The 16433-nt window shown below is 28.4% G+C and carries 11 protein-coding genes; all 11 read right to left on the bottom strand.

The window, feature by feature from the left end:
* Positions 1-48 precede the first annotated feature (48 nt).
* The 11 genes from SAPIS_RS02185 to SAPIS_RS02135 all read right to left on the bottom strand — a co-directional run bounded on the left by SAPIS_RS02185 (position 49) and on the right by SAPIS_RS02135 (position 16411).
* Positions 49-2355, bottom strand: a complete 2307-nt coding sequence (locus tag SAPIS_RS02185; RefSeq protein WP_023789200.1) for a RelA/SpoT family protein — start codon at positions 2353-2355, stop codon at positions 49-51.
* A gap of 112 nt (positions 2356-2467) precedes the next feature.
* On the bottom strand, positions 2468-3187 hold the full coding sequence (locus SAPIS_RS02180) for a hypothetical protein (protein WP_023789199.1): 720 nt from the start codon (positions 3185-3187) through the stop codon (positions 2468-2470).
* Positions 3188-4009: 822 nt separating this feature from the next.
* A complete protein-coding gene (locus SAPIS_RS02175) occupies positions 4010-4522 on the bottom strand; it encodes an adenine phosphoribosyltransferase (RefSeq protein ID WP_023789198.1) in 513 nt (170 codons plus the stop codon).
* 17 nt (positions 4523-4539) lie between these two features.
* Positions 4540-8436: a protein translocase SecDF, variant type gene (locus SAPIS_RS02170; RefSeq protein WP_144083785.1), complete on the bottom strand. Its 3897-nt coding sequence runs from the start codon at positions 8434-8436 to the stop codon at positions 4540-4542.
* A 9-nt stretch (positions 8437-8445) separates the two neighbouring features.
* The gene (locus SAPIS_RS02165) at positions 8446-8721 is read right to left on the bottom strand and encodes a hypothetical protein (RefSeq protein WP_023789196.1); all 276 of its coding nucleotides are present in this window, start codon (positions 8719-8721) and stop codon (positions 8446-8448) included.
* A gap of 81 nt (positions 8722-8802) precedes the next feature.
* On the bottom strand, positions 8803-10563 hold the full coding sequence (locus tag SAPIS_RS02160; protein ID WP_023789195.1) for a YitT family ABC transporter: 1761 nt from the start codon (positions 10561-10563) through the stop codon (positions 8803-8805).
* 67 nt (positions 10564-10630) lie between these two features.
* Entirely contained in the window at positions 10631-11041 is a 411-nt protein-coding gene (locus SAPIS_RS02155) for a hypothetical protein (RefSeq protein WP_023789194.1), read from the bottom strand.
* A gap of 74 nt (positions 11042-11115) precedes the next feature.
* Complete coding sequence (gene fib, locus SAPIS_RS02150; protein ID WP_023789193.1) at positions 11116-12654, bottom strand: cytoskeletal motor fibril protein Fib; 1539 nt, start codon at positions 12652-12654, stop codon at positions 11116-11118.
* Between the two features lie 179 nt (positions 12655-12833).
* Positions 12834-13196 (bottom strand): hypothetical protein, encoded by a 363-nt coding sequence (locus tag SAPIS_RS02145; RefSeq protein WP_023789192.1) that lies wholly within the window; start codon positions 13194-13196, stop codon positions 12834-12836.
* A gap of 20 nt (positions 13197-13216) precedes the next feature.
* Complete coding sequence (locus SAPIS_RS02140; protein WP_023789191.1) at positions 13217-14884, bottom strand: vWA domain-containing protein; 1668 nt, start codon at positions 14882-14884, stop codon at positions 13217-13219.
* Between the two features lie 21 nt (positions 14885-14905).
* Complete coding sequence (locus SAPIS_RS02135) at positions 14906-16411, bottom strand: AAA family ATPase (RefSeq protein WP_023789190.1); 1506 nt, start codon at positions 16409-16411, stop codon at positions 14906-14908.
* Between the last annotated feature and the right edge of the window lie 22 nt (positions 16412-16433).

Below are 16433 nucleotides of genomic sequence, written 5' to 3'. Positions count from 1 at the left end.
AATATTTCTACAATTCATAAATACTATGTTAATGGTTGATATATATTATTATTCAAAATTATCTCCTGATGTTAATGCTCTTGTCACCTTAGAAACTCCAGCAATTTCAGCAAGCGCTGTCATAGTTTGGTTCAAATGTTCAGTATTTTCAACTTCAATAATTAAGCTACCTTTTCCTAAAAATTCTTCTTCCACTGTTATTAACTTTGCTTCTGTAATATTAACTCTACGATTTGTGAAAACTTGGATTATATCTGCCAAGATACCAACTCTATCGTAAGTTACTAATCTAATTTTTGTTGCGTATTTTTTTCCAACTACTTTTTTTGGAACTCACTCAGTTGGTAAAAGGTTGTGGACCTTCCTAATATTTACAATATTGATACATTCACTCCTATGAACTTGTATTCCTTTAGTTTTTGACATAAAACTAGTTACTTTTTCCATTGGAATTGGATAACAACATTGAGCGATTGAACAACTAACTTGTTCAATCCCGTTGATTTTTAAGTCATCTCTTCCTTTTACAGAAATATATTTTCTTGTTTTAAGATCATTAATTTTTTCAACATCTCGTAATTCTTCTTTAGAAACATAAACGACTTCAACGGCTTCAGGAATCGAAAAATCACCTTTACCAATAGAAAGTAAGAAAGCATCAATATTCTTGTAATCTAGTACTTTAAGCTTCTTTTGAATTTCATCTATCGAGTTTATCTGTCATTTTAAGTTGTTAGCTACGATGTATCTATCGATTTCTCTTTTAGTATTTCTAATTATTTTTTGATTAGTTATTTTTTCTTTTTCTTCTTCGATTTTCTTACGTTCAGCTAAATAAGCTTCAATTGCCTTACGGGCAGTGGAAGTTCTAATAAAACGAAGTCATTTTTCTGTTGGAGCTGCTTCTTTTGAAGTTTGTATCTCAACCATTTCACCCGAGTTTAAGGTTGTATTATAAGGAGAGAAAACCCCATTGATTTTTGCACCGATTGTTTTATTACCAATTTCAGTGTGTATTTTATATGCAAAATCTAAAACTGTAGAACCAAAGGGTAACGTAACAACATGACCATCAGGGGTTAAAATATATATCAAGGGAGCAAGATAGTCTGATTTAACAGTTTCTTCAATTTCTTGTTCTAGATTGCCAATTCCACTTTCGTTATATTCCACTTCCATACCATCAGAAGCTAGTTTTTCAAGATTCATTAGTCTTGTAAACATATCTACTTTTTCATCTATTTCTCTTTGTTTTGTAGCTACGTCAACATTTCCTTCGCCTTCTTTATATTTCCAGTGAGCTGCAGCCCCGTGTTCAGCGATATCATCCATTTCTTTGGTTCTTATTTGTACTTCAAAAATTATCCCGTCCCTGTTGGCTAGAGTTGTATGTAAAGATTGGTATAAATTGTTTTTAGGTGTTGCAATATAATCTTTAAACCTTCCCGATAAAGGCGTATACATTTGATGAACTCAACCTAATAATTTATAACATTCATCAACAGTATTGGTTATAATACGAACAGCTAAAATATCATTAATATCTGAGAAAGACTTTCCAAAGATAGACATTTTTTTATAAATAGAATATATTGTTTTCGATCTACCAAAAATAGTTAATTGTTCATCTTTTAATTCATTTTCCACTCTTTTATTTATATCATTTATGATTTCACTAATCATTTGTGTTCTTGCTTCTTTACTTTCTTCTAAAAGCTGAGTTATTTTTTCAAATTCTTCTGGATTTAAAAAATAAAAACTGTGGTCTTCTAAAAGGTTTTTCGCAGACTTCATTCCAATTCTGTGGGCGATTGTTGAATATATATCCAGAGTTTCTTTTGCAATAATTTTTTGCTTTTCTGGTGTCATATATTTAAGAGTTAATAGATTATGCATTCTATCCGCAATTTTTACAATGATAACTCTTATATCCCTTATCATAGAAACAAAAAGTTTTCTCAAATAATTTGCTTTCATCTGTGCGCGGTTTTCTTTAGTAAAATAACTCACCTTAGTAACTGCTTCAACAATATCAGCAACATCATTTCCATATAATTCTTCTATTTCATCAAATGTTACGGGTGTGTCTTCAATAACATCATGTAATAGTCCAGCAATTATTGTTTTAGGTCCCATTCTTCATTGAGCCAAATAATATGCTGTTGATAATGGATGTATTATAAATGGATCTCCATTTTTTCTTTTTTGAGGTCTATGTTTTTCTTCAGCATAGTCATAAGCTTCTTTAATCTCTGCAATAATTTTTGGATTTTGAATATACTTTTTTATCTCAGTTATTAAAATTTCAACGTCTCGACATTCTACAAAATTAAAACTACCTGAATCTTCGAACATCTTGACACCCCTCTCAATACTACTTTTCTTTGATTAATTATAACTAATTATAGTGAATAAGTCTATAATTACCCCAGTACCCAAAAAATAAAAAAACCAAACAAGTTTGGTTTTAAGATTTCATTTTTTCCAAAAAGTTATCGATGTCTCTTTTAGACAGTCTAAGTTCACCAGCACTTGAAGGTTCGATGGTTTCTTCTACAATCCAATCATTTGTATCAGTAACTTCTTTTTTTCTTTTGTTCAATTTTTTTTCTTGTTTAACAACAAATTCATCATCCAAGCTTTCAAGATTTAATGTGTCATCAGAATCATCAAATGAAGCTTTTGCTTTTTTAGATTTTTTATTGGTGTTGCTTTCAACATAGTCGTTTTCTTTTTGTTCACTATCAAGATCTTTTTGTTTTGGAATCTCTTGATTAAATTGAACTGGGTTAAGTGGTTGTTGTAAGAAAGGCATTTGTTGAGGAGCAAAACCACCAAACTGTTTAGGTTGTACAAAAGGTTGTTGACCAAATGCTATTGGAGTTGATTGTGGGTTTGGTGAACAATTGATTGTTATGTTACCGTAACTAACTGGTAAATTTCTTGATTCATTTCCATAAGGTGAATCTAATAAATTCTTTTGTATGTTTGGAAAAGAACTAGGTAAATAATTTGCAAATCCATTATTTCCAAAATTTCCTTGGAAATTTGTATTTAAACCTTTAGATTGAAAATTTAAAGAGTTAGCATAGTTTTGTGCTTCTGAGAAATTAGTGAACTTAGCTACTCTGTTAAAGTTTCTGTCAACTACTCAAAAATTCATACCGTCTGCAAAAACATAATTCATATGCGCGACCTCCTTAATTTATTAACTATATTATAATACAAAATACAAAAATAAGCAACCCACTCCTAGTGCTAGGTTACTTCACGTTCAATAACTAAATTAGCTTGATGCTTATTACTTTTATTATAGTTGGTTTATTTTAATTTAGCAAATATTTTATCTATATTTTAAAAAAATTCTTAGCTAAGTGAATAAAGTTTATTTTAGTATTGTGAATACATCAAAGCTTGATCATCTATTAAATAACAGGAAACAAACAATAGTAACCATTTACAAATAGGTTTCTAATGGAGATAAATGATTATTAATACTAATGAGTTTTCATACAAATTAATATTAAAAAACACGAAAAAAGAGACTAAATTATCGAGAAAATAAAAATAATAAATAATAAATATACTTTTTCTAGTATTAATTTACTAAATTGTGTTTGTTTTTAAAACCGTTGCTATTTTGAGTGTAAATGTTAATATGAAATAGTAAAAAAATATTGTGGTTTTTTTACACCTATCAAAATTTAGTATATAAAAAAATATTATTCAAATAAAAATGCAAATAAATTATTCTATCGCAGAAGATAAGTAGTTTATTTAAGATACCATAAATTGCACTTCTATTAGTAAATTCAACACATACTGTTTATGTAAGTATTAAAGTTCAATTAGTCTGTATTATAGTGTAACTTGTATAATAATTGATTAATTAACTGAATTTACTTTATTTTAATAATATAATCAAATTTTGACAAGGAATTGTTACAAAAAACATTTCCACTCTATTTATAAGTTATTAATAAAAAAAAGCCCTTTATAGGGGCTTTTTTTAGTAACTAACTAGTGTTTTTCAATCGTATTTATCAAATATTTCTGGTTTATGAAGTGAAGTTATATCAGCTAGAAAGACAATTCCTTCAACTGAAGCATTGCTATCTTCGACTAAGTTTATAATAGCCTCCATAGTTCCACCAGTTGCAAGAACGTCATCAATGATAACAACTTTATCATTCGCTTTAAGATCGTCCTCATGAATTTGAATATGACCAGAACCGTATTCTAAATCATACTTAATATCTTTTACTTTTCTGGGTAGTTTGTTTGGTTTTCTTACTAAAACAAAACGGCAACCAGTAACATATGCAACAGCACTTGCGAAAACAAATCCTCTTGCTTCTGGAGCTACAATTACGTTTGCTCCTCTGCTTTTAACATATTCAGACATTTGGTCTACAGTATATTTAAAAGCTTCTATGTCATTTAGGACAGGTGTGATATCTTTAAAAGTTATTCCTTTTATTGGAAAATCTTGAACATCTCAAATATATTTTTTTAAATCCATAATATTACTCCTAGTTTTTAATCATTTATACCTTCAATAATTTGCTCTTCACCAGAAACTTTAAGGTTGTTGATGAAGTGTTTTCTTGAAAGATGATTTCTAATTCTTAATTGTTCTAAACCAATTCATATTGGTATTGCTACAAATAATACAACTAATGCTGATGATAATATACCTATAATTAAACTGATACCAAATGCTAATAGTGGTGATAGTGTCATCGCCAATAGTAAGGCAACAGCTATATATACCGATCCAATTAAATAAGTTCTTTTAACACCAAACCTAAATGTTTGAACCATCACTTCTTTAAGGTAATTATTCTCTTTTGCTACTCTAGAAATTTTGATTTTGTTTTCTTTTTTGATATCTTTAAATGCTAAATATTTTTCTTGTTTTGTCTTACTGAACTGTGCATACAGTTCTCTTTTTTCTTTAACAGTTAAATCTTTACTTTTGAGTGCTAATTTAAGATCTGCTTTAATTAAGAAAAGTTCATCCTTGATACGTTTTTTTTCTGATTTAGTGTTGAATGAATATTCAATTTCTTTTTTGAAGTATTCATTTAAACTCTTTTCATCTTTTGAAACAATTAATGACCTTGCTTTTCCAAAAATTATAAATAATGCCATACATACAAATGAGATAGAAGCAACAATAGATATTAATGAGCTCATTCCTAATGGTATTTGTAATGCAACAATAGCACCAAGGGTAATTGCAGGAGTTAATATGATTGCCACAATCATCGCAATATAGTATGTTCATTTGAATCTTATCAATATATAAATTAATAAGCCTAATATAATAGCTAGAACTGTTCATAGCATTTGGAATGACATTCATAGCATAGTAGCTGGTCTAATTCTTTTTGAAATAAACCCTCTGTCTTCACGAGCGTTCGTGATGTTAATTCCCATTCTTTGGAAAACGTTTTTAGCAATTGATGATTGCTCTGAGTTAGTTGTTGCTACTGATAAAGAAATTCATGGATAATTTTCTTCATCAGATGTTTTAGAATTATATTCAAATTTAGAACCATATGAGACACTATGATTATGATTAACATATGTAGTTATCGCATTTGTAGTATTCGCTAGATAATTTACATATTCTTTGTCAAGAAATACTGTATATATGAAATTACTTACTAATTGAGTTTTCTTAAGTTGTCTTTTAGATGAACTAGGTTCTAGAGTAGGATTCTCAATTTCAAAATCATTGAAGTTTTTAACTGTGTTTTTCGCAATATTTATTAATTCATTATTCGGTTCATCTTTATTAGATACCGCTTCGATATTTTGATAGAACTCATCAATGTTACTTCCTCAAATTGTATACTCGGTTCTGTTACCAAATGTTGCGTCGTAATTAGGTCCTCATAAACCACCAACCAAGGCTGCTATTGAAGTTAAAATAATTAAAATAAATGCGAGTAGTTTAGATCCGTGTTTAATAACCTTTTCATAAGTTTTTACTTTCAACTTTTCTTTAGTTGAAGTAACTATTTCACTTTCTTGCTCGATAATTGTTTCTGTATTATCGTTCAAAACATAATTTAGTTCTTCGATAGCTAAATTTAATTTATTTATCTTAGTAATATATTTTTCTTGATCTAACTTAGAGATTTTAGTTTTGATTTTAGTTATTTTTTTGTTTATTTTTTTGTTAAGTTTCTCTTTTATTTTTTCAGCTTTTAACACATGCAGTTCTTCGTGTTTCTGTTCTTTTTGTGCTAATTTAGTTTCTAAAGTTGCTAATTTAGCTTGTAAAGTTTTTCTTTTATCAATATCTTTTGAATCTATTTTGAAACTCTTTAGATTTAATAATTTCTTCTCTATTTTCTCTATTTTTTTAAGCGTAGCTTTTTGACTTTTACTTGACAATGAATGAACTGAGTCATTTAAAGAAGACTTTTGTCTTTCTAAAACTTCAATTTTTTTATCATTAATTGTTGCATAATCTAGTTTTTGAATTTTATTTTTCAAAGTGTATATTTTGTAATTTAACACTGGTCTACCATTTTTGGCGAAACTAGTGTTTAATGCAAATAATCATAGATTATTATTGAAGATATTTGTATTTATTAACATTTTGAATAAGATTACAGCAAATAAAACTGTCAACAATATTGAGAAAGCCATTCCCATTGAAATTATTATTGCAAATGACTGAAGTGCGTTAGAAGTAATTCAAAATAAACAAATACTTGGCACAATTAGGGCAACTATAACATCAATGGCAATACCAAGGTTTTCTTTAATTGAAATGTTGAAACTTGTCTTGACTCCCCTTTGTTTATTGAAAATATTGTACTTAACATTTTCAAATATAAGGACAAATATTTCAAGGTTGAGAGCGATAATTAAAATTATTCCAATGATTGTTTCAGGTCCTAAAGTTAGTCCAAATCAAGTAGTAGATAACAATGTAAGGCCTGTAATCGCTAATATTATTGCAATCATGAAAATACCTAATACCCTATATAAAAAGGCTATATAAATCATCAATGCTAAGGCGATAACACCCATAAATATAATAGCGAATGAAAGCATTAAACTAGTAATTGAACCAGATATTTCTGAAATTTCGTTTACTGTGAAAACAAAACCTTTTGTAGAAGCGTTAAATACAGATGCACCCATTTTAGCTTTAGATTCAGGATCTTTAGGGTACTCTGTAATAAAATGATTATCTTTTATATAACCATAAGCACCATTAACTGATGTAGAAGCTTCATTTAATCTTCCACTATTTGAAGCAGTACCATCAAATAAGAAGTAATTTGTTAAAGAATTATAAATCTTTTTATTCAATGAGTTAGCATTTGTATTAAGAAACTTAGCCATAACAGGGTTAAACTCATTGAATAATTCATTTACTTTACCTAATTTTGTACTGCGGTCATTACCGCTTGATATTGAATAACCAATAACTTCTTCGGCATATTTTCCACCTTCTTTGAAATCATCAGTCTTAGCATTGGGATCATAAACATACCCAGAAGTATCTGATAGAAATTCAAAATCACTAAAGTGGTCTAAAAATGTTTTTCTTTCAAAATTTTTGTCAAGTAAATTAACATAAGAATAAGATTTATTATTACCAGAAGTTGTAATTGTATAACGACCTTTAAAAAAGTCAGCTAATATCAGCTTAGCTTTAGCATTTGTTTCGCTATTATTATAAATATTTCTAAATGGTTCGATTATTTGTTCGAAGTAAAGATTTACTTTTTCTTCATTTTTATCAGCCTCAACTAAATTATAGAAGTTTCTAATATCATTATAAAAACCATCAGCATCAATTAATACTGACATTTTTAACTTAGCAGATGTTTGACCTTCTTCTGCTTTAAATAAAGAAGAAAAGTTTGAACCTTTTAATTCAAATGACACAGCTGGGTTTTTACCTCTAGCTGTAGTTATAGAAGTAGATTTAGCACTTGAGAAAAAGTCATTAATTCCAGTTCTCTCTTGATCTTTGAATTGTAAATCTTTGTACTCTTCATTTAAAAGGATGGCTCCACCCTTTCTTTGAATTTGATTTTGGAAAACAATTTTGTTTTTATATGCTTCTATTGGTGACAAAACTTTTAAATAATTCAAACCAGCAGTTTCAATTATTATTTGATTTGTACCCATAGGGTTTAATCTTTGTTCTAATACCTTGGCTGCCTCTTTTGCATCACCATTAGGTTGGTTATTGGCTTTTTTTTCATTATTTACGTTATCAACTGAAACCAATGCTGAATAATAACCCCTAAAGTCATTACCTAGCTTGTAATCTTTTGAAAAACGTCATGTACTAAATAAAATTCCAAGTGCTAATGAACATAATAATAAGAAAATTGTTAAAAACCTAAAAACATTTTTATTAATATTTTTTTGATTTGTTTTTTGATTTTTTTTCACTTTGACCACTTATCCCTCTAATATAGATTTTAAATCTGTTTCTATCGTATTGGTTTTATCCAATAAAACATTTATGTTCATGTATTCAAACAACTTATTAACTTTGATATTCATTATGTAGAAAGAAGCATCATTAACATCCCTTATTTTATTTTTCTTAAAAATGACATTTTTTAAATAGTCATATATATCAACAATTGTGATTTGTTTTATTTGTTTTTTTACCTCAATGAGTTTTATTTCTAACATTTTATAAATAATATCTTGCAAATAATTATTTCACATTCAAATCACCATACTTATTTATTATAAACAAAAATTTTTAAAGAAATGATAAAATCTTATTTTTGTTATAAGAACTACACTTTATTCATCATAGATATCTTTTTGAGTCATACGGTTATTTTTGTGCTTATTCGCCCTTACAAAACCGTTTTTATCGAGGCTTATGTTATCTCTTCTTTTCTTATTATTTTTACGATTCTGTCTTTCGGTTTCTCTATTAAGTTTTACAATTGCTATTTGTCTGATTTTTTCCAATTCCATTTCATCAGAATTTATTTTTCTATGAATGAAATCTCTTTCATCATTTTTCTTGATTTCGTAGTTAAATATTCCTTTAACAGCCTTCGTTTTTAAAATGTTAATTTTAGCCTGTGGATCAATTAGAAAAACTTCTTTTTCTAAGGAGTCTCAATCCATAACTGACATGGCAACCATAATAACACTTCTGTGTAAATAGTTTTTATTTATTCGGTTAGTACCATCTCAAGTTACAATATCATTTTGAAAACCACGCTCTAGGAAAAAATTGTTTATTTCTTTTGGTTGGTTAGTAGTAATTAAGTATGTTCTTAGTTTAAATTTAGGATATAGTGCATTTGTTGTTGCTGAACTGCACAAAATTAAGACAATTGATGCAAACAATGATGGACCAAATATAAAAGTTAATTTTACTTTTACTAGTGTTCAACCAGCAAGATTTTCACCAAAACCATTGTTGCAAGCTAATTGAACTAAATAACGGTATAGGTAATTATTATCAGGTTGCTTACTTACTAAATAATCAATTAATTCTGAAACACTATAAATTTCTTTTGCTTTTGCATCTCCCAATAAATCAAAATATTTTGAGAATGCAGGGTCCAAATATGCTGGTCCACGATTGTCTTTACCAAGAACATATTCAAATAATGACTCTATTAGGTTTTTACCATCCTTTGTGTAAGTTTGAAAAGCGTCATCAACTGAAAGATTGTACAAGGCATTCATCTTTTGTTCTGCACTCAACATACTAGCTGGTAGAATGATTGAGTTCATTATGATTATGAAACCTAATATCATGAAATTAGCATTCCTATTTAAATTACCAACTGGTTTATTCTTAATTTTTGAGAAAAAAATAGTTAAAAAATCTGCTCCTCCTGATGATGAACCGATTTTATAGACAATTGAATATGAAGCACCTAACAAAACTCCCCCTAATGATCCAAAAATAAATAACCATATAGAAGTATTTCAAGAATTTGAAAGGTTTTGAATTAGAGAGAAATTAATAATTATATGAAAATCTGTTGGGTTGAAAAATGGTATGATTTGAAGGATTTGGTCAAATGCTATTTGCAAAATTATAAATAAAACAGTAGTAAAAGTGAACTTTTTACCTAGCTTAAAGTATCCAAAAATCATCAATGGTATGTTTATTGTGAAGTAGTAAATGAAATAAAATGAACTTTGAAGTCCAATGTCAGTTGGGAAAGTTAAAATTGCAAGAAAACGAGCAATTGCACCAACTCCAGCGGGAAACAAACCTGTTCTACCAGTTGCAGAAATAAAGTAGTCAAAAGTTATGGTGATCATTAGGGCAGCTAATGCTAGTTTTCCTAGTTCTCTTCAAAATTTACTTTTGAAGTACTCTTGAACCAATAGTCTTTGCTCCCTTTTTGACATAACTATACTTTCAATATTGCTTAATTCTATAGTGTTACCTTCATTTTTAGCAAGTTCTTTTGCTGCTTTTTTTATTGTTCGTTGTTCGCTTTTTGAATGAAATGATTCTTTTGGCTCATCAATAACCAAATCTTCTAAAGTTTTAGTTGCTTTGTCATTTAAGATATCATCATTCATTTTGCAAAATTCCTTCTTTTTTATTTACAAGTATTGTATTATAAATATTTATGTTTTAAAATTTTTTTTATTTATTATAGTCATCTTTATTTTTTTTGACATTATTTATTAAACTTGACAAATTATTTGAGTTTCTTTTTTGTTTTTGTCGATTTAATATCAATTCTCTTAATACATCCGAATCATAAGCTGATTTACCTTTTTGGCTTGCACGCATTATAATCTCTCTTTCATCACTAGACTCGGGTGTATATTTTATTTCTTTTTTGATATTAGTATTTTTATTTTTCGCGTCAAAAATAATCTTTTGAATTCCCGATAAGTTATCATAAGAAATTTTATTAGGTTGCGGTGTTTTTTTAGAATTAGTTTCAATACTGAAACTTAAATTTTCTAACTCCATTGTTGATAATTCTAATAACTCTTCAAAAGCGAGTTCAACCGTTTTATCATTATCAATTAAAGTTTTTTTACTCATTATTGTGGCCACCTTTAATATAAAAATAACATAAACAAATAAAAAAAATCACATAAAGTGATTTTATTTTGTAATTATCCTTTTGTTTTCAAACGAATTGTAACTTTGAATGAACCAACTTTCAATGGGTCATAATCATTTCTTGTAATATCAACAACAGTGAAATCTTTTTGATCTTTTGCTGAGAATCCACCAAAAACAACTGGTTGGTTGGCTTTTGATTTAGTTTCGATAAATACAGGAATTTTGATTGCTCCCATTGCAGGAACTTTAATGTATACAACTATTTTTTCAAATGGTGAGTCAACATCTGCTAATTGTTCATTTAAGTGTTTAATGAACTCGTTAGCAACAAGACTAGAACCTTTTTTTCTACCTTCTACAAACTCGTGAGTTTGGTTGTGAGTAATGTAGAAAGAGATAGCAGCATCAACAGTTACTAACAAGTGTTTTTTGTTAACTGTTGCACCATCATAAGTATATGAAGATTTATCTTGAGAACGTTCTGCAATTGCTTTAGCAATAGCTTTTGAAACTTCTTCGATTGAGTTTATTTTACTTTTCTTAACATCATATTTAGCTGATTTATTTCATAATAGTTCATCATCATTAACATGCATATTTTGTAAGAACATTAATTTACGTAATCATTTTTTAGGAGCATTTTTTCACTCATCTTCTCCTAGAATAACTTTTGATGGACCTTCATCCTCAATTTTTGATTTCATAACTTCAACAATATCAAGTGCTTCTGGTTTAAGACTTTTTTTGTCAACCAACATAATTGATGGTCCCATACCTGAGATGATTGATGCTACATCACCCTTAAAGCGTTTAACTCATGAATCGTGTTCTAATTCAAATAACTCGTTAATTACTTCTAATTCATCGATTGAGTTTTTTGTGAAGTCTAACACATATCTTGATGATAATAAGTTGAATAATCTTGCTAATAAGTATTTTAATGTATTTGCAGTTTCATAGATTTTAAATTTGTGTAGTGGATCGTTATCTCATGGAGATAAAGCATTGTTGTACATAATTTTCATTGCAACAAAGTTTACACTAGATTTTTTAGCAACTTGAGCTAATGCTCCAGCTTCTGTATCTATAACATCAATAGTTTGACCATATTTGTCAACCATTTCTTTAAATTGTTTTGAGTTGTAGATTAACATATCTGATGTTCCTACAATCCCATCTGAAACTCCAAGTTTGAAGTTTTTTACTTCATTTACAAATTCAGTGTTGAAAGTAAATGCTTCTGGTTCATGAACAATTTGTCCATATTTAATATCTTTGAAAACAGTCAAGTCTGCATCTCTATAAATAAATTTAGTTGCCATAACTGTATCTGTTGTATCAAATTTGTCGTTTGTTGATAATGCCAAGTCTACGTTTAGTACTGTTTCTAAACCTGGGTATTCTTCCATTAAGTATGTAATTGCCATAGCAGCATTTGCTTTACCATATCCGATAGTAGCTATAACAAAAAATTTTCCTCTATATTTAACATGTTGAATAACCATATTTCTTCATCAGTATTTTTTTACCGTTCTAATTCCAGGACGATCTTTAACTGTAAAGTAGGCTGTCGAAATAATTCCGATCATCTTGTGTCACCTCATAATTTCCGTTTTTTACCTCTATAGTATGTTTAACATATATAAAGATTATTATTATTATACTAAAAAATCGATAAAAGGGGTTGATTTTTTTCAACAAATAATTATTTGCGGAAAATAAATACAAACTTCTAAACGATTATTATTATTTACTTTAAAAATATTAATTACTCGGTTTTCAAAATATCTAAAGTCATAACAAACGACTCAATTGTTTCAGCAGAAAATAATTTGCCATTGTAGTTATTTTTTTCTGCGTCAACTCCGTGAAACATAATTGAGATATCTCGATTATCAATCAATCCTTGAACCCCTGATACTGTCACTAACTTTTCTACAAGAGTTTTACCAAAAAAAAGTGGTTCTGTTTGAGTTAGAATACCAAACTCCATTCTTTTAAAAAAACCAAAGCCAGTTATTTTTGCATCGATTATCATATATTCACGAACAACATTATTAAGCATTGAAAACAAATCTTCATTTTTTTCAAAATAAAGAATTATCAAGTTTCCTTTTTCTCTAATTTCCATATATATCCCCTCAAAGAAACTTAACCAAATAGTTCTTTATTTCTTTTCTCTAACTCTTGAGCTTTTTGTTTTGCTTTTTCTAATTTTTTAGATTTTGGTGAAGTCTTATGAACTTCTCGCATTCTTTTTTTATCTCTAATAGCATTCATTTCAGCTAATTGTTCATCACGATAAGCAACTTCTTCTTCTTTAAGTTCTCTTAGGTCTCTTAAAGTTTCATTTAATGATTTTACAATTTGTTGAGTTGCATAAGGGTCGTTAGGATCGTAGTACATAACATTATCAAAAACTTCTTGTGTTTCAACATTTGGCATTGTACCAACCACTAAAGAATGAAATCTATTATAGTTTTCTTTTAAATTAGCAATTTGTAGTCTAGTTTTATTTGGAACAGAATCCATCATGAAATCTGAAACCATTAAAAGATCAGCTCTTTTAAATTCTTCGGTTGTCATTTTTTGTATTGCTTTTTGAAAAGCAGGAACAGAGTTTGTTCTACCATAAAATGAATTTGCAAGAAACTCTAACATTTTTTTAATATTTACATTTCTTGCTTTGACAACGAATTCTTCAACATGTTGATTTGCAAAGTTTAAAAAAATTAAATCCCTGTTTTCTTTTAAAGCTACTTTTGCAACCGCCATTGATAATGCTTTGGCGATATATTCACCAGCACCTTCCATCGAACTAGAAGTATCTATACAAATTATAAACTTTCCTTGTTCCAACGGAATTGGAGCTTCGTATTCAACCTCTTCAATCTCATGCTCAATAATTCTTTCATTTGACTCAAACAAAAATGATTGTAATTGTGATTCAACAAACTTTTTAAAAAATATAATTTCTAAATCTTCATCAAAAAGATTTGCAAGCTCCATTGGTAATAGTCTTTCAATATCTTTTGACATTGTTATACCAACTAACTCTTCTGGGTTATAAGGTAATTTAACTTCTGTAGGGTAAGTTGTAATTTGTTCAGTAATGTTTACTTCCATTTTGTCATCTTCACCATTAAGCCTACCAAGCATTTCGGCAATTTTTAGAATTGATGGATCTTTAAAAAGGAACTCAGTGAATCTAGAGATTGATTCTATATTTTGATTTTTTAATTCATCTTCGATATTTGCCACCTTACCAAAAACGTCATACATAGTTTTATAAATACGGGCATACTTTCCGTAGTTTTTTATTATAGAGTAAATTTCAACTAAATAGTTATAGCGCAAATCTTCGACAGTCTTCATACGAAAATCTATAATTCTTTTAGTTAACATAAATGTTCAAGTACTAAAAAATTCAGTTAACCATTCGCGTCCTCTTAGTTCAACATAACCATTATCAATTTTTCATTTCATTGTATCAATATATGTTGAAAATGGAGAGTCAAACTCCATCAACTTTGTTTGTATTAAATTGATATTCTTAGCAAAACTTACTTCATCATATTTATCGGAAATAAAGTTGTAATAGACAATTTCTTTTCTAATTGGTTCAGGTAATTTTATTTGATTGATAGTCGACATTTTAGAGGCGCTATAAAAATTATTAATTTTATCATCTAATTGCTCTGCGGCATGTTCATGGTTTTTTTTGAATAACAAAAATTCGCTGTTGTGAAGATCTTTCTTTCTTAACTTTTCAAGCTCTTTGTTTATTTCACTTTTAGGTTTTTCTAAATCAAATTCCATAATGCCACCCTCTTTTATCGATTAATATTGTTCAATTTCGATGTCTGATTGTTCTTCGTTAGAAGTTTTCTTATTAAAAGTATCAAATGCTTCAGATATTTTTTCGTTATAAATATCTTCAAAGAAAATACAATTCATACCTGTATATTTTTTATATTCTTTGTACATTTTCTTTGAAACTTCTAAGACTTTTTTTTCAACTTCTTGAACTTCTTGACTTAAAGTTATCATTTGATTATTAAATTCTCCAGGATTATCATTCTGAACTTGATACTTTTTGTTTTCATTAACAAAAAGTATTTGATCAGATTTGTAAGATTTAACTAATGTAACTTGGCTACCAACATATTTATTTATGTTTGGTCCAAAGTGTAGTTCCACTTCGAAAGATTCACTAGTTAATTTACTTATTTTATTTCAGTCAGCAGCGGAAATAAAACAATATCTGTAGTTGTCACCACCGTCTGTAAAGTTGATTAAATAATAGGTACCAATAAGTTTTCCTCTAAAGGGAGAGTCGTATGGAGTTAATCTTAAATATTGTGCTTCTACTTGACCAATTTGAGAGTTAATTGTATCAAGTTGATTTAATAAGTTTCTTTTTTCATTTCTTCAATCTAAACCAAACTGGTCCAAAAATGCTTGGAAAAAGATTTCTTTATAGGTTTTCTCTTGTTCTTCATTATCTCATATACAAAAAGGAATAACGAATAAGTCTGGGATGTCAGTTTCCCCTCTTCCATTAAAAAAGGCACTTGTTTTCATCAAACCAGCTATTTTCTTTCATCTACGGTCTGATATATAAGCTTCTCCATTTGTGTCTTTTTGCATTTTTTTTCTGAAATAGTGTATAAAGTCTAAAGTTTTTCTACTCATATTGACTTGTCTAGATTGTTTTTTTCAAGCCTCTAATTCAACAATTGAGATTTGTAGACTTGGATCAACATCAACATCTAATGCAGAATCTGAATTTAATAGATCATCAAAGTTATTTTCACTTTTTAAACCCTCTGCAATGTATCTAATAATGAATCTATCGAAAAGGGCTTCTAATCCTTCACCCTCTGCTGGTAGTTCGTTTGATGCTGAAATTAATAATTTCAAAGGAACCTTAATATCATTTGGTCCGTTTCTAAAAAGTTTCTCATTAATAATTGTAAGAAGTGTATTTTGAATACTTGGTCCAGCTTTTCAAATTTCGTCTAAAAATCCAACATTAGCTGATGGTAAGAAACCATCAATAACTCTAACATATTTTCCTTCTTTAAGTAATTTAAGATCAATAGGACCATATATTTCTTCTGGAGTTGAGAATTTACTCATCAAATATTCAAAATTTTTCCCGTTTTTAATTGCGAATTTCATTCTACGAGATATAAGCGACTTTGCTATACCTGGCTTACCTAGTAAAAAAATAGACTCTTCACCCAAGAGTGCTAACATTGCTAATTTGAAGATTGTTTCTTTTTCATAAACTTGATAAGAAAGTACCTCAATCAGCTTTTTAATTCTTTCTGTTATATCCATAATTGCTCCCCTTTAAATATTA

This window comes from Spiroplasma apis B31 (assembly GCF_000500935.1).
In the GTDB taxonomy this organism is placed as follows: Bacteria; Bacillota_I; Bacilli_A; order Mycoplasmatales; family Mycoplasmataceae; genus Spiroplasma_A; species Spiroplasma_A apis.
This window is presented reverse-complemented; position numbering and strand designations above follow the sequence as displayed.